19 protein-coding genes and 1 tRNA gene are annotated in these 23,229 nt (G+C 37.7%); 14 read left to right on the top strand and 6 right to left on the bottom strand.

Annotated elements, in window-relative coordinates:
- Positions 1 to 42: 42 nt before the first annotated feature.
- From J2743_RS02890 to J2743_RS02880, 3 genes are read right to left on the bottom strand one after another with little or no spacing between them, the layout of a single operon-like run.
- Positions 43 to 1,140: a hypothetical protein gene (locus J2743_RS02890; RefSeq protein WP_209625053.1), complete on the bottom strand. Its 1,098-nt coding sequence runs from the start codon at positions 1,138 to 1,140 to the stop codon at positions 43 to 45.
- A 9-nt stretch (positions 1,141 to 1,149) separates the two neighbouring features.
- The gene (locus J2743_RS02885) at positions 1,150 to 3,255 is read right to left on the bottom strand and encodes a hypothetical protein (RefSeq protein WP_209625052.1); all 2,106 of its coding nucleotides are present in this window, start codon (positions 3,253 to 3,255) and stop codon (positions 1,150 to 1,152) included.
- A gap of 16 nt (positions 3,256 to 3,271) precedes the next feature.
- A complete protein-coding gene (locus J2743_RS02880; RefSeq protein WP_209625051.1) occupies positions 3,272 to 4,201 on the bottom strand; it encodes a hypothetical protein in 930 nt (309 codons plus the stop codon).
- Between the two features lie 344 nt (positions 4,202 to 4,545).
- Here J2743_RS02880 and J2743_RS02875 point away from each other — a divergent pair, with 344 nt between their 5' ends.
- The 4 genes from J2743_RS02875 to J2743_RS02860 all read left to right on the top strand — a co-directional run bounded on the left by J2743_RS02875 (position 4,546) and on the right by J2743_RS02860 (position 6,790).
- Entirely contained in the window at positions 4,546 to 4,953 is a 408-nt protein-coding gene (locus J2743_RS02875; protein ID WP_209625050.1) for a class III signal peptide-containing protein, read from the top strand.
- A gap of 108 nt (positions 4,954 to 5,061) precedes the next feature.
- Positions 5,062 to 5,283 (top strand): hypothetical protein, encoded by a 222-nt coding sequence (locus J2743_RS02870; protein ID WP_209625049.1) that lies wholly within the window; start codon positions 5,062 to 5,064, stop codon positions 5,281 to 5,283.
- 135 nt (positions 5,284 to 5,418) lie between these two features.
- Positions 5,419 to 6,447, top strand: coding sequence for a M42 family metallopeptidase (locus J2743_RS02865; protein WP_209625048.1), 1,029 nt, complete (start codon positions 5,419 to 5,421; stop codon positions 6,445 to 6,447).
- A gap of 55 nt (positions 6,448 to 6,502) precedes the next feature.
- Positions 6,503 to 6,790 (top strand): hypothetical protein, encoded by a 288-nt coding sequence (locus J2743_RS02860; protein WP_209625047.1) that lies wholly within the window; start codon positions 6,503 to 6,505, stop codon positions 6,788 to 6,790.
- A 71-nt stretch (positions 6,791 to 6,861) separates the two neighbouring features.
- On the opposite strand, the gene J2743_RS02855 is transcribed toward J2743_RS02860, so the two are convergent.
- The 3 genes from J2743_RS02855 to uvrC form a co-directional block, all read right to left on the bottom strand.
- Positions 6,862 to 7,572, bottom strand: a complete 711-nt coding sequence (locus J2743_RS02855; RefSeq protein WP_209625046.1) for an ATPase domain-containing protein — start codon at positions 7,570 to 7,572, stop codon at positions 6,862 to 6,864.
- 194 nt (positions 7,573 to 7,766) lie between these two features.
- Positions 7,767 to 9,059 (bottom strand): methanogen output domain 1-containing protein, encoded by a 1,293-nt coding sequence (locus tag J2743_RS02850; RefSeq protein WP_209625045.1) that lies wholly within the window; start codon positions 9,057 to 9,059, stop codon positions 7,767 to 7,769.
- Between the two features lie 107 nt (positions 9,060 to 9,166).
- The gene (gene uvrC / locus J2743_RS02845; protein ID WP_209625044.1) at positions 9,167 to 10,966 is read right to left on the bottom strand and encodes an excinuclease ABC subunit UvrC; all 1,800 of its coding nucleotides are present in this window, start codon (positions 10,964 to 10,966) and stop codon (positions 9,167 to 9,169) included.
- 380 nt (positions 10,967 to 11,346) lie between these two features.
- Between uvrC and uvrB the strand changes: the two genes are divergently transcribed.
- The 10 genes from uvrB to J2743_RS02795 all read left to right on the top strand — a co-directional run bounded on the left by uvrB (position 11,347) and on the right by J2743_RS02795 (position 23,225).
- The gene (gene uvrB, locus J2743_RS02840; protein ID WP_209625043.1) at positions 11,347 to 13,302 is read left to right on the top strand and encodes an excinuclease ABC subunit UvrB; all 1,956 of its coding nucleotides are present in this window, start codon (positions 11,347 to 11,349) and stop codon (positions 13,300 to 13,302) included.
- Positions 13,303 to 13,335: 33 nt separating this feature from the next.
- Positions 13,336 to 16,248 (top strand): excinuclease ABC subunit UvrA, encoded by a 2,913-nt coding sequence (gene uvrA / locus J2743_RS02835; protein WP_209625042.1) that lies wholly within the window; start codon positions 13,336 to 13,338, stop codon positions 16,246 to 16,248.
- A 374-nt stretch (positions 16,249 to 16,622) separates the two neighbouring features.
- Positions 16,623 to 17,519 carry a sensor histidine kinase gene (locus J2743_RS02830; RefSeq protein ID WP_209625041.1) on the top strand — a complete coding sequence of 299 codons (897 nt, stop codon included), beginning with the start codon at positions 16,623 to 16,625 and terminating at the stop codon, positions 17,517 to 17,519.
- A gap of 105 nt (positions 17,520 to 17,624) precedes the next feature.
- Positions 17,625 to 18,062 (top strand): response regulator, encoded by a 438-nt coding sequence (locus J2743_RS02825; protein WP_209625040.1) that lies wholly within the window; start codon positions 17,625 to 17,627, stop codon positions 18,060 to 18,062.
- 28 nt (positions 18,063 to 18,090) lie between these two features.
- Complete coding sequence (locus J2743_RS02820) at positions 18,091 to 19,863, top strand: PAS domain S-box protein (RefSeq protein ID WP_209625039.1); 1,773 nt, start codon at positions 18,091 to 18,093, stop codon at positions 19,861 to 19,863.
- Positions 19,863 to 20,744: a methanogen output domain 1-containing protein gene (locus J2743_RS02815; protein WP_209625038.1), complete on the top strand. Its 882-nt coding sequence runs from the start codon at positions 19,863 to 19,865 to the stop codon at positions 20,742 to 20,744. The genes J2743_RS02820 and J2743_RS02815 overlap by 1 nt, the downstream gene beginning before the upstream one ends.
- A 176-nt stretch (positions 20,745 to 20,920) precedes the next feature.
- The gene (locus tag J2743_RS02810; protein WP_209625037.1) at positions 20,921 to 21,847 is read left to right on the top strand and encodes a DUF2121 family protein; all 927 of its coding nucleotides are present in this window, start codon (positions 20,921 to 20,923) and stop codon (positions 21,845 to 21,847) included.
- Between the two features lie 179 nt (positions 21,848 to 22,026).
- On the top strand, positions 22,027 to 22,803 hold the full coding sequence (locus J2743_RS02805) for an MBL fold metallo-hydrolase (protein WP_209625036.1): 777 nt from the start codon (positions 22,027 to 22,029) through the stop codon (positions 22,801 to 22,803).
- Between the two features lie 119 nt (positions 22,804 to 22,922).
- A tRNA-Thr gene (locus J2743_RS02800) sits at positions 22,923 to 22,996 on the top strand.
- A gap of 52 nt (positions 22,997 to 23,048) precedes the next feature.
- On the top strand, positions 23,049 to 23,225 hold the full coding sequence (locus J2743_RS02795; protein ID WP_209625035.1) for a hypothetical protein: 177 nt from the start codon (positions 23,049 to 23,051) through the stop codon (positions 23,223 to 23,225).
- The last annotated feature ends 4 nt before the right edge of the window (positions 23,226 to 23,229 follow it).

Raw genomic sequence — 23,229 nt, 5'->3', positions numbered from 1 at the left:
TCATTATCATTCAATAGTTTACATGAAATATATTATACAGATCTAGTTATATTCAGTTTCCAATTGGAAGTAAATTCTATAATTATTGGAAATATAGAAAATATATCCCGAAGGATCCAACATTGAGTAAGACGTTCCACGATCTTTTATCTTTATATCTGTTACACCACCAGAAGGAATGTAATAAGGATATGTTAAATATTCATGATCCAAATGGGAAACATAACTTGTATTATGATAATTGAATAATGGATCACCGATTATGAAAGAACTCAAACGAGCAGTAGAATCTGCAGTGGATGTATCGTTGGTCCTGTTTTCCAGCCTATCAAAATAACTGAGCCCATGCTCATCGGGGAAATAATAAGGACGACTTCCGATACTACTGGGGTTACTAGTTCCATTTAAACAATCCCAAAGGAACTGAATCCTACTACTTGCTCCATTTTTATTTATAATAGAATCAAAGCTATATTTATTGCTGGATCCCTCCCTGTATTCAGGATAACTGAAGATTAGATTACTATTAACATATTGTGTGTTAATCCAGATATATGGATCTTCTAACCCCTGGATACTTACAGGGACTTTGATAGGTGGTGTGACACCTTCATAAGTCTGATCTTTTTGGGTAACTCTAATAGGTATCCCCCCTCGGATGTTAATATAAAAAGAGTAGGGATTTTCCTGGGTGATAGTGATATCATCATAATATATCAATTGTGAGGTCTGGTTATTTACAGATTCATTATTTAAATATATCTCTCTTCCTGTCTGTGCTTCCAAATCCTTACATGACTGTACAACATAATCATTCATAGTGTAAAGTACTCTATTATGTACGTATTCCTTACTCGCTGATTCACCATATGCATTAATATAAGTTTTACTGAAAAACTCCCTATCATCTATGACTTTTTTGGTGGCACTGAAAGCAGCAGTTCTTCCTGCATCACTGGTTCCTTTTTCCATTGCACTGAAAACATTCAAAGCAGTAGTGGAAGTGACATCCCCACCAATAGCCATGCTAGAAACCATGGTTAAGTCGTTTAAAATGCCCGAATAAGCCATGGCAACAATAACAATAGGAATAAGTAGTAGTAGTGTTGTTGGTGTGAATACATAACCTTGTTCATCCATATTACTCACCTAATAAGTCCATAAATCCAACCTCACCGGAATAGAGTTAGGTAAATCGCCAGTATACATAGATTCATTGTAGAATAGATCCGGATCTGGGTCATAGAATCCTTGTTCATGTAGATCATCCAAAAGCTGTTGGTAAGCTTCATCGATGGCTTCTTGAGCTGTCGGTGCATAAGAAGTAGTCCACACAGCATGCTCAAGAGCAGGGTATATTACTGCTACTCTGGTACCTGAATATATCTCTGCATATCCATCACCAGATTCCCAATCTTCTCCAGATGTCACTGTTACACGAATTGAATAATTACCAGGAATATATGTGTGGTTGGCAACAGTTCCATTAGTCATCAATTGGGGTCCGGCAGCATCAAGTTCACCTAAATTCAACAAATAAGGGGTTGACCCATCATAAAGTTGTTCACCGGAAGTATATGCTACTTTAACATTTTTAGTGTCCAGTCCTCCTGAGAAGAACAAATAAGCATCTTTAGTCTGATTGGAACGAACTTCATAGGTTATATCTTTCGAGATTTGGTTCGTGCGGGATTGGTCACTGACAGTAGCATACTCATCCCACCAGATTGGAAGTTTACTGGAACTGACCATTATATAACAGTTGGTAAGACCCACTAGATCGTAATCTACAGAACCAGACTGCGGAACATTATCCCAAATGGTAATTCGGACTTTGTTAACATAACCTTTATCCATGTAACCTTTAAGATTAATAATACCCGGTAAATTACCATAACCACTATCCGTGCCATATTGAGTGTTTACATTTGAACTGAAGACAGTTTCCCAGTAGGCCGGCTGACCACCGATTGAAGGATGATAAACTTCAACCCGAGCACCATCTGCAGCACCATAAGGATTCATAACCAGATAAGCATCTTTAATAGTTCCTGCATCAGTATTATCGATGTCTTTTTCAATAGCAATAGCAGACCCTGCGTAACCACCGGGTGGACTAACTAGAACAAACGGAGTCCCATCAGCAACATTAGGATGGTAGTTAATATAATTATTCCAAGATATTCTTCTGCCTGAATTAGCTGTAAAGCTTGATGTATCCCCAGTATTCAAATTATAAGTGATACCACTAACTCGATCAGGATAATAAGGACGACTTGACGGATTAGGGTATGCAAGTCCAGCTGCATCATCAAAGTAATAAGATTTAGTTACAACGCCCTGAGGAACCACCATGCTCACAGTGTAGTTAGCAATCAAAGAAAACCATGCCATGTCATTATAACTATTCACATCCGTGTAATGAACATAAAGGCTGTTTGTATCACCTTTAATAAGATTTGACGGGTTTATTGAACTCATGTTATTATAAAATCTGTAAGTGATATAACGACTACTATATGAATATAAATATTGGAACCTATTTTGTGCTACATAATAATTATGGCCGTTGATGTTTGTACCTGCACTATAAGCACTACCATAACTAGTTTTAGCTGCAGAATTTATAATAAATTTAGCCCAGTTAATTGAAGTGGCATTGGGAACAGAGAAATCAATAGTTTGATATGAAGCCCAATAACCACTTTGACCGTTACTACCCCAATAAGGATAATCATCCAACCTGTTACCACTCCAAGGATAAAAGTTAGTAAGCCAGTTGTGGAAATTCCATAAAGTTGTGGTAACATTGGTATCTTGTTCCATCAGCCCCACTTCTTTAATATTGTAGAATGAACGGCCTAACCAGCCCTCTTTAGGTCCTGAAATGATTCTAACACCTGTTGCAACATCAGTAGCAATATACGAGTTTCCTGTTCTTTCTGCTGTTGGACTGTAACCATTCATAGTTAACCTATAATTAACATCTGAAGGCATAAGCTCATTTAAAGAAGATTCAAGGAGTAAAGTTGCATTTTCAGAATCGTTATTAGCATAATAAACAGCTGCGTCCCTTAATGTTCCATCCTGTTCCATAGTTGCCAGTGCACTGTCTGCCAAAGCCTGCAGATGCTGGTGATCCTGTCCTTGATAAACTGGAAGCATCGCATAAACCACAACTGATGCGGTAAACACGATCACTACCACTAAAGCAAGTGTTGCATCAGCAGTGAAGACAAAACCTTTATCATCCATCAGATCACCCGTTATACTATTTAACCCAAACATACAATATTGCACGGAATTTCGATAATTCAGCACCTTTTAAACTAATTTCACTTTCAGGTGTGCCTTTAGGAACTTGGAGAATATAAACATTCATCCGGTCAGTGGGACTACCCTCCAATCTTATGGTTACAACATTATCCAAGAAATCTGTCTCATTTTTTAGAACATCAGATCCATACTCATCAGGATCAATTAATTTAATCACAGGATTTACTGGATGTCCTCCTCCTCCGAAATCATTAGATTTAACAACCGTCACACTGTTAATATCAACGGTGGCTGCTGTAACAGAAGTTACCCCTGTACTGTTAACATATACATAATAATCAAACACCTCATTATACTGCTTATTTGTAGGGAAGGAATTTGCAGTGATAATAAGTGGCGTACCAGTACCCCTAATATTAACTGCCTGGGAAACAATATCAAAAGCAGAGTATAAAACAACCCGTTCCACACGAACAACATCCTTAGCTGCAGGGTCCACTGAAGAATCATTACGAGTGCCCCTCATCAATACATTGGTTCCTGTGCTTATACTGGAAATATTCATGGAATAACCGTATTGATCACCTACAACATTTTGAATTTGCTGAGATGTTATAGAACCTATCTTCTGAGGTTTGAGATAGTATCTATCCGGTTGCTGTGATAAAGTATCGTACTTGGCAAGTCCCGGTACTTTCAAATTGCTAACATTATTTTCCCAATTATATGGATCTCCGGAGGTTGTTAGGAGTGTGTTCATGGTATCAGCAGCCACTCTTTCTGTGGATCCACGATAAATTACATCCTGCATCTCATACATGAAATTATCCATATCGGCAGCTACCAATCCCAAAACAAGAGTTAGAGGAATTAATGCAAGTAAAAGGTCAAGTGATATTGCATAACCCCTTGAATCACGATCCATTAAGCCCACTTTTTTATGCTCCTTCAACTTGATAAAATCTATATATCGATTTAATTTTCTATATAATATTTTGATAAATTGTTATTATTTATCACACTACAAGCTTATATATAATTATATGGAATATTACTTTATATCTTTATCTGATTTTTATCCATATTATGTTAAAGTTTACAGTCAATTAATAAGACTGCAATCAACATTCGCAATGTGAAATAACTTTATAAAAAACCATCAATTATATCGTTTAATTATCAGCCTATTCCCTTTTAATCACAACCTATAATAATAATGGGATTGATAAGGAATAAATAAGATAAATAGGAAAATGGTTTGTTAGGAAAATGATTAATATGGATGGTAGAGGTCAGCTTTCAGCAGAGTATATACTCATGGTAGGTTTTGTACTACTTGTTATACTTCTCATTGCATTTTTCGCTACAGACCAAACAGAACAGAACAGTATAGCAGCAGCAGCAAGAATAGGAGCTGCTAACACCTCTGCTGAGATCGGGATTTTGAACACAACCACCAGACCAATACGTGTGACCAGAGTGGACATGACTAGTGGAACCAACATTACCATTACAATATTTCTTTCTAATACTGATCTCTCTTCGGATCAAAAACAGACTATTCTTGCAGGTGTTCAACAGGCTATTGAGAACGAAGGCTTCACAGTTCAAAACAATGCAGGCAATAACTTAACTATTGACACTCTCAAGCATGATTATTTAATAAAATTATCATAATCAAATTTATTATTTAATTAATTAAAAAATTATCAAGAAAAATATTTTAAATATTTCAAATTATGATAACTATTTTAAAACAACAGCCAATAAGATTAGGGGATATTAATGGACGAAAATACTACAACAAACAAACCAATAAGTTCCAAACCTGAAAAAAAGAGAAATATTAATAGATGGGGTATTTATATCAGCCTTTTATTTATTATAATTGGTCTGGTGTGGTATGGAGTTAACTTGGGAATCATACCCATTAGCTTCCTCCAGGAACAGGCGGGTCCCATTATCTTAGTAGTTATAGGGATTTTAATTCTCATTAAATCGTTTTAAGTTATAATCAAAAAAGGATAATATGGTAAAATAAGAACTTTGTTCAATCATAATAGTATGAAACAAGACAGAAAAGGAACTTAAATTTTTTATAATCTATTAATTTTTATTTTCCGTAATTTAAGAGGTCTAAATATGAAACAGTTACTAGAAAAACTATCCAATGCTTCAGGTGTGTCCGGATTCGAAGATGAAGTTCGAAATTTAATGATGGAAGAGTTAAAAGGACATGTGGATGATTTAGAGGTTGATAAAATGGGTAACCTCATCGCCATTAAGAAAGGGAAACCTAGTGGTAAAACTGTAATGTTAGCTGCACATATGGATGAAATCGGGCTTATGGTCAGATACATTGACAAAAATGGTTTCATCAAGTTCTCTAAACTGGGTGGGATTAATGATCAGATGCTCCTTAACCAGGAAGTTTTCATTCACAGTAATGGTGAGAAAATACTGGGTGTTATAGGTAGTAAACCACCACACAGAATGAAAGCCGCCGATAAGAAGAAACCTGTAAATTATGAAAACATGTTCATTGATATCGGTGCCAACAGTAAGGAAGATGCCGAGGAAATAGTAAATATAGGGGATCCCATAACCATCAAACAGGAATTCGCTGCACTTAAAAATGATTTGGTGATGGGAAATGCCATGGATAACAGAGTGGGCTGTGCTGTACTCCTTGAAGTACTGAAAAGAGCCCATAGCGATGCTACCATCTATGGAGTAGGTACCGTGCAGGAAGAAGTGGGTCTTAAGGGAGCTAGAACAGCTGCATATCGAATCAATCCAGATATGGCCCTTGCCCTGGATGTTACCATATCTGGAGATCACCCTGGTATGAAGGAGGAAGACGCACCAGCCAAAGCCGGTGACGGCCCCTGTATAATACTCACTGATGCCAGTGGGCGGGGAATCATCACTCATCCTCAGATAAAAGAGCTTCTGATAAATGTAGCTAATGAGGAAGAAATACCATACCAATTGGAAGTTAGTGAAGGAGGCACCACTGATGCCACTGCCATTCATCTTACCAGAGAAGGTATCCCCACAGGAGTTATATCACCTCCATCCAGATACATACACACCCCAGTGAGTGTGGTTAATATAAAAGATGTCGAAAATGCAGTTAAGCTAATTTTAGCTGTGCTTAATACACTTTAAGCACTCTTTTCTTTAATTTTAGATGAAAAAATGAGTTAAGAGGACACGGATTTATATGAGTAAAATTATGTTGTTGATGTTTATTGTTCTGTTTATTCTTGGAGGAATAGGTATCAACAAAATAATGCAGGACTCTAATACTAATAATAATAGTTCACAAAACGGAGAAAATACACAAATTAACGAACAGCACCAACAATCTACCAGTGATCAATATTCAACTTCCAGTAATGTCTCACCAAGCAGCACTGTTTCTTCAGATAGTGCCGGTGATGTTTCTTCAAGTGGCACCATTGATGATTCCAGTTCAAGTCAGCCCCCTACTAATATGATGCAAGAATAAAAAAATACTTGAAATTGATTTTTAAATTAATTTATTCTTAAAAATATCACCATTCATTAATTTTTAGTTCATTATTCTTTACTTTCCATTCCAGAAATTATTTGTATACCATCCTCTCCAATCTCATAGGTTATGAACTGGGTGGGTGTCTTGGTACTTCTCATTTTCACCACATCCATTACTCTCTCCCTGCGACCAGTATAGGGGTTTTCGCGTTTCATGAGTTTTATGGCACCATAAACAGAGAAAAGAGCTATTTCGTTAAATTCTTTGGAAGTGGCACTGTCTAAGATGATTAAAGCAGTTATGTTACGCTTATTTAACTCATACACCAAAAGGTCAAAACGATCCCTGAATTCGTAGGGTGTGAGTTGGGCAGTGTAACTACCTATATTGTCAATTACCAGTACTTCAGTATCTTTTGGCAGATCTTTCAGGAATTTGGAGAAATTTCCTTTCATTGATCCAACATTGATATTGATTTCTGCCTCAATGACTCTAGCCCGCACTCCAGCAAGTTCAATGAAAGTTAAAAAACCACTTTCGGTAACGGATTGAATATTCCACTTGAATGTGTTTCCCTGAACAAAAAGGTCGTTAGAATCCTCTTCAGTAGTGATGTAAACGGTTTTTTGATTGTTTTGAGAACTTTTTAGGGCAAATTGCAAACCAAATATGGTTTTACCTGAACCAGCATCCCCAGTCAAAAGTACAGATTTGCCATGGGGAATTCCGCCTGTAAACTGGTCAATTCCTTCTATTCCTGTTTTTATCCGTTCCAAAAAAACAAACCCCCTAGATTAGGTTAATAAGTTTCGATATTATATAACTGCTATATAACTGCAGAGATGTGTTGTTGTTATATCTTTTATCTGTTAATATTTCATGTTACACTTAATTACAATTAATATTATCCATTTAAATATGTTCATTACATGTTCATCAAATTTTCCTGCAAGATTAGATTAATTATGTTTTAGCCTTTATTAAGAGAAATTATGAATTCAAAGGAACACTCTTTATTGCCATCCAGTAAGCAACGGCTTTGTTCTACATTCCCTTTAAGTGAAGTCCAGGTAAAGCTGCGTATTATTATAGTCCTGCAGATTAAACAGAATATTGGACTAACACTACTTTCACTTGTCCATGGACAGTTCTCAAAATTTAGATGGCTTTTAGCACCCTCTGAATCAATTACGGTGTTAGTAACAATTCCTAAGTTAGACATGAATTCACTGATCCAGGAAAGATAACAGTTGAATATAACATCCGGAGATAAGTGTGAATCTTCTTTAGAATCACTCCCCATGTTTTGGCATTTTTCCATTTCCTTTAAGAATAATGGCTTCATATTTTTCTCAAAACGATCCCCAAAACTTCTAACAATGTTATCCCTAACCTTTGGCGGAATATTGGATGCAAATACAGGTAGAGCACTGACCATAAACCCTGAAAGTTCTCCTCGAGCTTTATCTTTCAACAATTCCTCTCTTTCCTTGGCTTCCTTTCTACGTTGGGTTACATCCCTAAATACCAATGCCACACCCATTATACGTCCATTTTCATCTTTTATAGGTGCACTGCTGTCTTCAATAGGAATATGTTTACCTTCTTTATTTATAAGGAGTGCTGGAGTGGGCAAATCAATTATTGCATCCTCCCCCATTACTTTACTAACTGGATCATCTACCCTTACACCGCTTTCCTCATGAATTACATTAAAAACATTGGTCAATGGTTGACCAATAGCTTCATCATGACTCCAACCAGTTATCTGGCTGGCAATGGGATTCATGAATTTGAGTTTACCACCTTTATCTGTGGCAATAACAGCATCACCAATACTTTCCAGTGTCGTATAGAGCCATTTTTCACTTTCTTTAAGTTTGCTTTCCATTAAATGTTTATAAAGAGCTACTTCTACTGCACTGTGTAATTCCCTGTCTTCAAAGGGTTTAATTATGTAACCGAATGGTTGGGTGATTTTTGCTCTTTTTAAAGTTCTTTCATCAGAATAAGCTGTTAAATACACAACTGGAATACCATAAGCATCCCTTATCTTTTGAGCAGCTTCAATACCATCCATTTCACCTTTTAGGACAATGTCCATGAGTACCAGATCAGGTCGGTTTTCAACAACCCTGTCCAGAGCTTCTTCCCCTGAGGGGGATATGGCTGTGACCACGTATCCAAGACCTTCAGCACGGTGTTTGATATCCATCGCTACAATGCTTTCATCTTCAACAATCAATATTTTTACTTTGGACATACCCGCTCCCCATCAATGTAATTAATAATCATTATAGTAGTATGTCTTAATTTAACTTATAAGATTTATTATGAATAATCACCAATCCAAAAATCAGGAATAATAATCTAAGTAAAAATGGTTTGGTGAAGAAAATCATAGATTTTTTGGGCTAACTTCTTATTTACACCTTTTACTTCATTGATTTCATCTACACTAGCTTTTTTAATGGCTTTTAAATCTCCAAAATGTCTTAAAAGGTTCATTTTTCGTTTAGGGCCTATGCCAGTAATTTCATCCAGAGGAGACATTTGAAGGTTTTGTTTTCTTAAATTCCTGTGATATTTCACGGCAAATCTATGGGCTTCGTCCCTTACACTTTGTAGGAGATGTAAAGCAGGAGAATCTAGGGGTAAAATTATGGGGATAGGAATTTCGGGAATAAACACTTGTTCAAATTCTTTTGCCAATCCAATAACTCCTGTTTCTATATTTAATGAGTCTAAAACTTCTTTTGCAATATTTAACTGACCGCGTCCACCATCAACTACCACTAAATCAGGAGGAATCTCACCTTTGGCAACAAGCTTTTCATACCTACGTCTGAGAACTTCACGCATCATAGCGTAATCATCAGGTCCGGGGGTTTTGAGTTTGTACTTCCTATAAAAATTTTTTTGAGGTTTACCATCTTCAAACACAACCATAGATGCTACTGCCATCTTCCCCCCCAGATTTGATACATCAAATGCTTCAATGTGCCGAGGAATTTTAGGGATTTTAAGATAACTTTTCAGATCAATTAATGCCCCTTTAACCTGTTTATGGTGACTTATAATGATATTTGCGTTTTTAGTTACCATTTTAAGAAGCCGCTGCTCCAAACCTTCTTCAGGAACCCTTAAGGAGACCTGATGATGTTCTACATGATTATCATTGTAATCATCAGATACCTTTTCTGAGAGCCATTTAATGATAAGAGCTTTATCTTGTATCATTACTGGGAGTAGAATTTCTGATGGTACCTGGCGAGGTCCTGAATAGTACTGTTTGATAAATGCCGATAAAATTTCTTGAGGAGATTTATCGTTGGCTCCTTCCATGAGGAAATCCTCTTTCCCCATGATTTTTCCATTCCTAACTCTGAAAACAACTACCACTACCAAATCATTGTCATTAACACAGGAGATGACATCCTGATCAAGGTTACGGGCAAATTCCATCTTTTGTTTTTCCATCACTTCCCTCAAGGAGAATAACTGATCTCTTATAATCGCTGCCTTTTCATAATTATGATTTGTGGCTGCCTGATCCATTTCTTCCCTTAAAAGGTCCAAAACCTCTTCATGACGGCCATCCAGGAATAATTTAACTTTTTTCACGTTTTCATGGTAATCCGTTTTATCCACATTACCCGAGCATGGTGCCGGGCAAAGATTGATTTGATAATTGAGACATGGCCCGTCCATACGTTTACAATCCCTGAGATGAAATACTGGTTTTAAGAGTTTCAGGATGCTCCTGAGAGAAGTAACATCAGTGAAGGGACCATAATATTGGGAGCCATCCTCTTTAATATTTCGAGTAATCAGTAGCCGGGGATATTCTTCAGAGGTAATCTGGAGGTAAGGATACCGTTTATCATCCTTCAGTCGTATGTTATAACGAGGCAAATATTTCTTTATGAGGTTAGATTCTAGAATAAGGGCTTCCTTTTCAGTATCAGTCACCATATACTCTAAATGATGAAAATGGCGCATCAATACCTGTGTTTTTGGATCTTCAAGTTCCTCCTTGAAGTAACTTTTAACCCTTTTTTTAAGGGATTTAGCCTTCCCCACATACAAGATATTATCTTGAATATCTTTTAAAAGGTAAACACCGGGTTTTCCTGGTAAATCAGCAGGGTTATCAATTGTAGTTGACAAAATCAATCCTCTTAAAAATTAATTCTGAATTTTCTTCATCAGTATGTGCAAAATCTTGGTTATAAATATCTTGCCCATCACTAAGTCAAATATCTTTCTTATGGATATGCTGCTAAACATTATGCCAACTATATCGTACTTTTACAAAACACGTAGTTTTCCGGTTTTAAACACAATAACAAATTTTAATAAAATCAGTAAACTTAAGTTCGGTAAATGGTTACACGAACAGTCCGTGGATCAGTACATTATATATAATATATTATGGAATATTAAGGAATAGAATTTATAATATACATGTAATATTATGGAATTTAGATATTTCGATCTGTTTTTAGTTTAATAATTAATATTTTGTTTTTGCAAGAGAGGATTGAGGAATGAAAAAATTTGAACTTGTATCATCTTATAAACCTTTAGGAGACCAACCTAAGGCCATTAAATCATTATCTGAAGGTGTGAAGAGTGGAATGAAACACCAGACCCTTCTGGGAGTTACGGGTTCTGGTAAAACCTTCACCATGGCCAATGTAATTAAAAAAGTGCACAAACCAACTCTGGTAATATCCCACAATAAAACACTGGCAGCACAACTATATGAGGAGTTTAAGGAACTTTTCCCCAACAACGCCGTGGAATACTTTGTCAGCTACTATGACTATTATCAGCCAGAAGCTTATGTACCTCAAACAGATACCTACATTGACAAAGAATCTTCCATCAATGAAGAAATTGATATGATGCGGCACAGCACCACTCAATCACTTCTCAGTAGAGAAGATGTAATTGTGGTGGCTAGTGTGTCCTGTATTTATGGTATTGGTGCACCAGAAGACTATGGAAACCTAGTACTCATGTTAGAGGTGGGACAGCAAATAGATCGGGAGGAAATACTCTCCAAACTGGTCAAAATGCAGTATGAACGAAATGATGTTGATTTTGCCAGGGGAAAGTTCAGAGTACGTGGAGATGTGGTGGAAATCTTCCCGGCTCAGGGGAAAACCCCCATCCGGATCGAACTTTTCGGTGATGAAGTGGACAGCCTATCATTTATAGATCATGTAAGGGGTCAGGTCACCAGTAAACTGGAGAAAGTGATAATATTCCCTGCCAAACACTTTGTAACTTCACCTGAGAAAATGAACAAAGCCCTTAAAGCTATTGAAGAAGAATTGGAAGATAGATTGAGGGTTTTGGAGGCTGAAAACAAGCTCGTGGAAGCTCAACGCCTGGAACAGCGCACAAAATTTGACCTGGAGATGTTAAGGGAGATGGGTTACTGTCAGGGTATTGAAAACTACAGTATGCATATTTCAGGCCGTAACTGGGGGGAAACGCCCTACAGCCTCCTACGTTACTTTCCAGATGATTATCTGACCATAATTGACGAATCACACGTTACCGTGCCACAAATAAGGGGAATGTATGCTGGTGACCGGGCACGTAAAAATGTTCTAGTGGATTATGGATTCCGATTACCATCCGCCCGTGAAAACAGACCCCTGAATTTTGAAGAATTTGAAAGTCTCCAGAATCAGGTGATCTATGTTTCAGCAACACCTGCTAAGTACGAGTTGAATCTCAGCCAGCAGGTAGCAGAGCAGATTATCCGACCCACGGGTCTGGTTGATCCTGAAGTGATACTAAAACCAGTACAGGGACAGGTTGATCATTTACTGGTAGAGATCAGGAAAAAAATTGAAAACCATCAGAGAATACTGGTAACCACATTAACCAAACGTATGGCTGAAGACCTTACTGATTATTATGCACGTGCTGGTGTTAAGGTCCGTTATCTACACTCAGAGATAAGCACCCTTGAACGTATTGACATAATCGATGATCTACGTAGAGGTGAATTTGACTGCCTGGTTGGAGTTAACCTCCTCAGAGAGGGTTTAGACCTTCCAGAAGTTGGTCTGGTTGGCATCATGGATGCGGACAAGGAAGGATTTCTTCGCTCTGAATCATCACTTATACAGACCATTGGTCGGGCTGCACGTAACGTGGAAGGTCAGGTAATAATATACGCCGACACAATTACGGATTCAGTGCGTAACGCTGTGGATATTACCAACAAAAGGCGAAAAATGCAGTTAAAATACAATAAGGATCATGGTATTATTCCCAGGAGTACTGAGCGGACTCTAAAAGAAAAAACCAAAAAAACAGATGTTGTTATGCGTGACGATGTGGAAAAAATGCCTAAAGATGAATTACGTCTTTTAATTAAAGATTTAAAAGAAGAAATGAAAAAGGCAGCCACTCGGCTGGATTTTGAAGAAGCAGCTAACATTCGTGATAAAATTATGATTCTGGAAGGAGTTTCAGACTAAAGGAGTTTCACGTTCATAAGGAGTTTCACATTTATGAATAAAAAAGAGAATATATTAATTAAGGGTGCTAGGGAGCACAATCTCAAAAATATAGATTTGGAGATTCCCCGAGACCAGTTAGTTGTTATTACTGGGATCAGTGGATCAGGGAAATCTTCTCTGGCCTTTGACACCATCTACGCTGAGGGGCAGAGACGTTATGTTGAATCACTATCAGCTTACGCCAGGCAGTTTCTGGGGCAGATGAAGAAACCAGAAGTGGATTACATTGAAGGTTTATCTCCTGCCATATCTATTGACCAGAAAACAACCAGAATGAACCCACGTTCTACTGTTGGAACTGTAACAGAGATTTATGATTATTTAAGACTTCTATTTGCACGTATAGGAATTCCACACTGCCATCAGTGTGGTAAAACCATCAGTCAACAGACAGCTGGCCAAATAGTAGACAACATACTACTGGAAAAAGAAGGTAGTAAAATCCAGATCCTGGCACCCCTAGTCAGGGACAGGAAGGGCGAACATCAAAAGGTCTTCCAAGAACTACGGCGTAAAGGATTTGTAAGGGTAAGGGTAGATGGGGAAATTCACAACCTGGAATCAGAGTTCCAACTGGAGAAAAATTTTAAACATAGCATAGAAGCAGTTGTGGATCGTTTGGTGATCCGTTACGATCGTGATTTTGAAAGCAGACTCGCTGATTCTGTGGAAACCGCCCTTGAACTAGGTGAAGGACTCTTAATCGTAGTTTACAGAACAGATGAAAATCCAAAAGAAAAGATCTACAGTGAACACTTCGCCTGCACTGACTGTGGAATCAACTTTGAAGAGATAAGCCCCAGAATGTTTTCATTTAACAGTCCCCATGGAGCCTGTCCAGAGTGTAATGGGCTGGGAAGTAAACTGGAGATCGATGCTGATCTGGTGGTTCCAGACCCTGAACTTTCATTGAATGAAGGGGCCATTCTACCATGGAGCAAATCTAAACACCGGGATAATTATTACGGACAGATGTTAAGGGCGGTGGCTGACCATTACAACTTCAGCATGGACACTCCCTTTAAAGATCTACCTTCTAAATATCAGGAAATTATTCTGTACGGCTCTCCAGATAAGATTGAATTTGTTTTCCAGAGGAAAAACCGTCTTCACCGGGTTCATCGTTATTTTGAGGGTGTCCTACGGCGTATGGAAAGAATCTATATGGAAACCAAATCCAATTATATGCGTAGCTATATGGGTCAGTTCATGAGTGACCGAAAATGTCCAGCCTGTAATGGAACTCGCCTGAGACCTGAAAGTCGTAGCGTGACAGTGGGAGGTAAAAACATTCCCCAAGTCGTTGAAATGCCTATTAAAGATTCATTTAAGTTTTTTGACTCCCTGGAGCTGTCAGAAAGGGAAGAGTTCATTGGTCATGAAGTTTTAAAGGAAATTAAAGAACGTTTAAAATTCTTAAAAGACGTTGGCCTGGATTACATCACCCTGGACAGGTCTTCTGGAAGCCTTTCAGGTGGAGAAGCTCAAAGAATACGTTTAGCTACACAGATCGGGTCAAGGTTGGTTGGTGTTCTCTACATTCTGGATGAGCCTAGTATTGGCCTTCACCAGCGAGATAACCATCAGCTAATTGAGACACTCAAGAAATTAAGGGATATTGGAAACACCCTCATTGTGGTGGAACATGATGAAGACACCATACTCAACGCTGATCATGTGGTGGATATTGGACCGGGAGCAGGAGAACATGGGGGCTGGATTACAGCAACTGGAACTCCCCAGGATATCATGGAAAACCCTGACTCCATAACTGGTCATTACCTATCCCGCCAAGAAACCATACCCATCCCATCTAAACGAACCGTGCCCAATGGTAATTATTTGACTGTGACTGGTGCCCGGGAACACAACCTTCAAAATATCGGTGTAAAATTCCCTATGGGTGTGTTCACGTGCATCACTGGAGTTTCCGGGTCAGGTAAGAGTACTCTCATAAATGATGTTCTCTACAAGGGATTGTATGGAACTTTAAACCACAAACACCTTAATCCGGGTAAACATGATGCCATTACTGGTGCAGAACATGTGGATAAAGTTATTATCATTGATCAGTCCCCTATTGGCCGAACTCCCCGTTCAAATCCGGCGACTTATACTGGAGTGTTCACATATATCAGGGAAATATTTGCCCAAACACCCACCTCCAAAAAGAGAGGTTACAAACCTGGAAGGTTCAGTTTCAATGTTAAAGGAGGAAGATGCGAGGCCTGCACCGGTGACGGGATAATCAAGATCGAAATGCACTTTTTAGCTGATGTTTACGTGCCATGCGAAGTCTGTAAAGGTAAAAGATACAATCGAGAGACCTTAGAAGTTCGTTATAAAGGAAAAAACATTTCTGAAGTATTGGACATGACTGTCGAAGAAGCACTAGAGTTTTTCGAGAATATTCCCCGTATAAAAAAGAAATTACAAACCCTTGATGATGTGGGACTCAGCTACATTAAATTAGGACAACCAGCCACCACCTTATCTGGAGGTGAGGCTCAGAGGGTTAAATTAGCCAAAGAATTAAGTCGTCAGAGCACTGGTCGCACCCTTTATATATTAGATGAACCCACCACTGGACTACACTTTGCAGATATCAGGAAACTATTGCAAGTTCTGGGACGACTTCGTGACGGTGGAAACACTGTTCTAGTTATTGAACACAACTTGGATGTGATAAAAACCGCCGACCATATTATTGATTTAGGACCAGAAGGCGGTGACGGAGGAGGAAGGGTAGTTGCCCAGGGTACACCTGAAGAAATCGCAGCCAGTGGATCTTACACAGGGGAATTCTTAAAAGAAGTCCTGAATGAAAATTCCAGTTCATTAAACAAAGAAATAGAAAAAAGAAAAGAGATTGATGAGTCTAAAACACGGAATCATGCCAAATAAATGAAAATAGCGTCAAAATTAAGGAAAAATAAATCATCCATGCAGTAATTTCATTATATTTTTCGAAAATTAGTCTGATTTATCTTCTTTTTATTTTTTTTATTGTATTTTTTTGGAAATTATTGAATTCCTTTCTATATGTATAATTTAAGCCTTACTATGTTTATTAATATAATAAATTCATATTAATAATATCAAAAGGTTATTGGTTTAACAACAATCTGAAGATATTAATCAAAGTTATTGTGATCAAATTTATTGTGATAATATATCCAAATCTTGGGTTAAACATTTATATTGTTGTGAAAAGGTGGTAAATTACATGTATAATGAAGAACATAAATGGTTTAATAGTTTATTAGAAGGGGTAAGATATGGTCATTAACTCAATGTTAATAAGTTTCTTATACGCTATTGAACCGGTGTACAATACTTTAAATGTATCTTTAAATGAAGATTACTTCCGTTTGTTAATGCTTATTATTGTGGTAATTTTGGTAGCTATTCTTGCTGAAAGGATTGAAAAAATAAGAAAACTTAATGATCTTAACGAAAAACTTAAAACTCAAAGTGAAAAGTTGGAAGATGCTAATCAAGAGTTGGAAGCATTTGCATATTCTGTTTCCCACGATTTAAGAGTTCCATTAAGAGCAATTGATGGTTTTTCCAGGATACTGGTAGAAGATTACGAAGATAAACTGGATGAAGAGGGAATAAGACTCCTCAATATTGTCAGAGAAAACACGGCAAAAATGGGACATTTGATAGATGATATCCTCTTATTATCCCGTGCAAGCCGTCAAGAGATGGTTCTAAACGAAATTGACATGGCAGCTCTGGCAAAGAGTGTTTATAATGAATTTCAGACAGATACTGAAGATAGAAATATTGAATTTTCTGTGGAAAATCTCCCTAATGTTTATGGAGATCGTTCCATGCTGGGCCAGGTATTCCAGAACCTTGTTGGTAATGCCATAAAATTTACACGTAACAAAGAACATGCTCTTATTGAAGTGGGGGGCAAAGAAGAGGGAAAAGAAATAGTATACTATGTCAGGGATAATGGAGCTGGATTTGACATGAAATACATAAACAAACTTTTCGGCCTTTTCCAGAGACTGCACAGTCCAGAAGAATTTGAAGGTACAGGAGTAGGCCTTTCCATTGTACAACGAGTTATCAGGCGCCATGGAGGGCATGTTTGGGGTGAAGGGGCCGTAAATGAAGGTGCAACTATTTATTTCACCATCCCTAAAGACAAACCTAAATAAAAAAAAAGAATACGAGGTTTAAAACCAAAAAAATCAAGTGAAAATGAGATAATTAAAGGGAAATTTTAACGAATATTGAGAAAATAAATGATGGAAGGTGTTTTAATGGATTTTGAAGAAGCGGATATTTTATTGGTGGAAGATAACCCCACTGATGCCGAACTTACCATGAGAGCCCTTAAAAGAAAAAATCTGGCCAATCAAGTAGTTTGGGTGAAAGATGGGGCTGAAGCACTTGATTTTATATTTGCAACGGGACAGTTTGCTGATAGAGATGTTGATAAAATACCAAAACTCATATTGCTTGATTTAAGGATGCCAAAAGTTGATGGGTTGGAAGTACTGCAGAAGATTAAGGCAGATGAACGAACCAATCACATTCCTGTGGTGGTTTTAACATCTTCCCAAGAAGACCGAGATATAGTGGAAAGTTACAAATTAGGGGTAAACAGTTACGTGAGTAAACCCGTGGAATTCGACGACTTCATAGAAGCCGTTTCCACCCTCGGATTTTACTGGATGTTAATTAATAATCCTCCTTAATGATGTTACGAAAGTCCTTAGTGATTTTATGGAAGAAACCATTAGAGTCCTGATCCTGGAAGACGTCCCGTTAGATGCAGAACTGATATCAAGGGAACTGAAAAAAGAAAATTTCGATTTCAAGACTCATATTGTTGAGAAGAAGGCTGAGTACCTTCAAGAAGTAGAAGAATGGCAACCACACATCATACTGGCAGACCATTCCCTTCCCCAGTTTGATGGAGTATCAGCCCTGCATATTGCCCAGGAAAAGTCTCCACACACCCCATTCATCTTTGTAAGTGGAAAGATAGGGGAAGAATTCGCAGTGGAGATGCTCAAAAAGGGAGCAACAGATTACGTGCTTAAACATAATCTGTCTAAATTAGGATATGCTGTTAAAAGAGCTCTTAAAGAATCAAAAGAACATTTAGAGAAAAAAATAGCTGAAAAAGCACTTAAAGAAAGTGAAAAAAAATTCAGAGCCCTGTTTGAGGAAAATAAAAACCCTATACTGGTATTAAGTGAAGATGGAAAGTTTACAGAGTTCAACCAGGCAGCATTGGATTTTATGGAAACAGAACCTTCCATACTTCTAAACCAAAAAATACAGGATTACCTTCCACCAGAAGCAACCCCTATTGATATGGAAGACTGGTTCACGGGACGCATTGTGGAATTGCCTCTGAAAATCAATGATGACATCAAAATACTAGAGTTAACCATTACCCCTGTAACAACAGCCGAGAAAAATATTATATTCACTACTGGAAGGGATCTTACCGAACAAAAAAGAATAGAAAATGCATTAAAAAATAGTGAAGAGAAATATCGGTTAATGGTTGAAAATCAGACAGATATGGTTATCAAATTTAATCCAAATGGGGAGATCCTCTTTGCCAGCCCATCCTACAGCGAAGTATTGGGGCGTGACGAGGAAAAAATTGTTGGAAGTAACTTCTTGCCACTGGTACATCAGGAAGACCAGGAGAAAACATATCGAGCCCTGGATAAACTACATAATCCTCCCTACGTAGTGTTTCTTGAACATCGTTTGTTAACTATGCATGGATGGCGCTGGATTGCCTGGGCAGACAAAGCAATAATGGATGATGAAGGGAATTTAGAAGCTTTTGTTGGTGTGGGTCGTGATATAACTGAACGAAAACTGGCAGAAGACAGAATAATGAAATCATTAAGGGAAAAAGAGGTTCTGCTAAGGGAAGTCCACCATCGTGTGAAAAATAATTTACAGATCATATCCACCCTTCTAAGTCTCCAATCAGCACAAAGCGATGATCAGACTGTTATTGACCTTTACCGGGAAAGTCAGAACCGCATAATATCTATTGCATTGATACATGAAAATCTCTACCAATCCGATGATTTGAACAGCATAAACTTCAAAAAATATGTGGAAAGCCTAACCGATGACCTATTCAATTCTTTTGGTGTTGACCCAGGAAATATCAAAATCAATATAAAAATAGATGATAATGTTATAATGGGTATTGAAACAGCTATCCCCTGTGGGCTTATTATAAACGAACTAATCTCTAACGCATTAAAACACGCATTCCCCCAGGGTGAAGGAGAAATATATCTGGAACTTTCCAAAAAAGATAATGGTAAATATCTGTTGAAAATCAAAGATAATGGCAAACCATTTCCAGATGAATTTGAAATCAAAAATACAGACACTTTAGGAATGAAACTTATCAGCAACCTTGCAAAACAGTTAGATGGAAAATTAACCATAAATTGGAAGAATAAAGAGTTTTTAGTCGAATTTAATGAACTTGAATATATGGAGCGGATCTGATGGCCAAATCTCGTATACTTGTTGTTGAAGACGAAGCAATAGTCGCCATGGGCATTAAACAAAAACTGGAAGAACTGGATTATCAGGTAATTGATATTGTATACACCGGGGAAGATGCTGTAAAAACTGCCCTAGAAACAGAGCCTGACCTGATTTTAGTTGATATCGTCTTAAAAGGGAATATGGATGGTATAGAAGCCGCTTCCAAAATACGGAAGCAGCTGGATGTTCCAATAATTTACCTGACCGCGTACTCAGATGAGGAAGTACTGGAAAGGGCTCGCAGAACCGAACCATATGGTTACATTATTAAACCATTCAAAAAGAGCGAACTTAATGCTAACCTTGAGATGGCACTTTATAAACATGCCAAAGACAAGAAAAAGAGTGAAACTCTGAAAAAAAAGATTTTAGCAGACTTTTATGACTTCATCCTCTCGGCATCCACATCAACAGACCAATCTGATGCCGAAATCAAGGAAACATTACTTAAAATCTTTTCATCACGCCTTGAAGAAGATATGAGGCATCGTTTTGAGCAGGAATTGGGAGACACAGTTGAAGAAGAAAATATAACTGATTTAGAGGGTATTTTTAATGCTTATCTTGATTGGGTGGCCCGTCTTTTTGCTGACTTCGGTGTCCAAACTGAAATCGAAACCAAAGGCCAGGTTAATCTTTTTAAATTCCATAACTGCCCCTGGCTGGATGACGCTAAAAAAAATCCAGTGTTCTGCCTTAACTGCCAAGCCATAATGCAACAATCCTTTGATTGGACAGGAATGGAGGGTAAAGTAGAAAAAAAGGCTGCCATTGCTGATGGTTCAAATAAATGCATATTCAAGTTTAGAGTCCCATTCATTGAAGAAGAGGATGAATAAATATGCTCTTTTTATAAATAATATTTCTTTATTTTTTTAAATCCCTAGATTGATCAATTTCATATTTGAAAATTATTTTTATTGTAAACAGAGTTTTTATTATAAATAGATCAATGTCCAATGTAAAATCATTCATTGTATTCATAGTTATTAAAATTTGTATTGTTGGTGATTAGATGAGTCTTATCATAACTTATATTGGGAGTAAAGGCTGTGTAATGGCTGGTGACAAACGAAGCATTGGTTTTTTAGGTGATAAAAACCAAAGAGAAATCTTAGAAGAAGAGTTATACTCAGGAAAGATCAAAACAAAAGATCAACTTACAAAAAGAGCGCATCAACTAAATATCAATCTTAAAATCACTGATGGAAGTGAAAAAGTACGTAAACTTGATAAAATACTGGTTGGTGAAGTTAAAATTAGAGCTACCCATGAAACACGACGCAAACGGATTTATGCCACTACCAATGGATATCATCAGGTTGAACTTATTGGTTCAGAGATTAAAAATGTTAAAAGTGGGAAAAGCTCTATAGTGATTTTTGGGAATAAAACTACCAAAGCAATTGCTGGTAAGCGTCTGAAAAAACATTGGAAGTCAAAAATTAGCCTTAACGAAGTGGGAGAAATATTCAAGAAGGTTATGGAAGACGTTGCACAAGCCACACCATCTGTAAGTCCACAATATGATATATCCATTATCCATCCTCAAATGGACCATAAACAGGCAATGGAACTATTAAGAACCACTATAATCAGTGATGTTAAAGAACTGGAAAAATGGCGAGAACAACTTAGAGAGGAAATGCTGTCCAAACAACGGGACATTCAGATGGCCAACCGGATCATCACTCAGGGAGAAGTAGGGCGAGTTAAAAAGGTAGAAGGGAATGAAGTTGAAGTAATCCTCTCAGAAGGTGTGGAAGCATTGAACATGGACTGGAATGTTCTTGCTAAATCTGGGGATACAATAGTTATGAAAATGGAACAACCTTCTCCACTTAATCTGGGTGACTTAGTGGTGATTGAAGAGGAGAATTTATGCATTAAAAAGAATAAAACCCCTCTAAGTTGTGATATAATACTATGCAAATCTGAATAGATCCGATTAATGGATAAATTAGATTTATAGATGTAACAAAATAAAGGAAAAGAATGGAAATAAAATTTATTAGATCAAATCTTCAAATGTAGAAAAAGGATGTCAAGCCAATTAAGTACAATGATTCCAATGTTATGTAGATCAAGGTGAACATATGAAGTTAACTTTTTTAGGAAGTGGTGGCGGACGCTTTCGCCACTATAACTCAGCGCAGGATGACCGGCGGATTTAGAATCGATGGCATTGCCGGTAAAAACCTGCACCTGGATCCTGGGCCTGGGGCACTGGTACGGAGTTACCAGTTCGGTGTGAACCCCCTTAAACTCCATGGAATCCTGGTATCACATTCCCACACCGACCACTATAGCGATGCTGAGGTCTTAATTGAAGCCATGACCCGGGGCATGACCCGTAACAAGGGACTGGTAATTGGCAGTGCCAGTGTTATCAATGGATACGAAAGGTGGGGGCCCTGTATATCAGAGTATCATTTATCTAAACCAAGGGTAGAGGTAATGGAAGCCGGTCAAATACTTAGATTAGATGATCTTAAAATCACTGCCACACCCACTGTTCATGGTGATCCTAAAAATATTGGTTTCCGTCTGGAATGGGATGACTTCACCTTGTCTTACACATCAGACACTGCCTACTTTGATGAATTGCATGAGTATCATCAGAATGCCGATGTGCTCATTGCCAGTGTGATCAGACCGGGAAATGATAAGATCAGGGGCCACCTGTGTGCAGATGAATTTATGAAATTGTTGGAGGAAACTTCCCCTAAACTGGCCATCATGACCCATCTGGGAATGAAGTTCATAATGGATCATCCAGTTGAAGAAGCCATAACTATAAGTAAAAAAACAGGTATAAAAACTCTGGCAGCTCAGGATGGTCTGGTACTGGATCTGGACAAATTCCGGCAAAAACAGCACACCCTTGATGAGTACTGACTTTTATCATCCAAATATCATCGGGAAATATATCACTTAAAAATAAAAAGTAATGAAATAAAGGCTGAAAACCAAATAATAGATTAAAAAAATAAAAAAATTAAAAAAACAAATCAGATGCCTCGGTGGCTCAGTCTGGTAGAGCGCGTGACTCGTAATCTCGTGGTCGGGGGTTCAAATCCCCCCCGAGGCTTCTCGCTATTTTTACCATATAAACGAATCTTAACATAAAAAGGCGATTTTTAATGAAAGTAATGTTTAATGAAGGTCTCGTGATGTGTAATGAACACTATCACTGTCCATATGAAAACTGCAAGCATAATTCCTGGCACGAAGAAAAAGATTCATGCCGAACTCGTAGATGTCAGAAGCTCCGTCAGATGGTTAGCTGTACTAAAACACCTATTGAAAAAGAAAAGTGATTAA

Source organism: Methanobacterium petrolearium (assembly GCF_017873625.1).
In the GTDB taxonomy this organism is placed as follows: domain Archaea; phylum Methanobacteriota; class Methanobacteria; order Methanobacteriales; family Methanobacteriaceae; genus Methanobacterium; species Methanobacterium petrolearium.
Note: the sequence above shows the minus strand (reverse complement) of the source record. Positions and strands in the feature narration are given on the sequence as shown.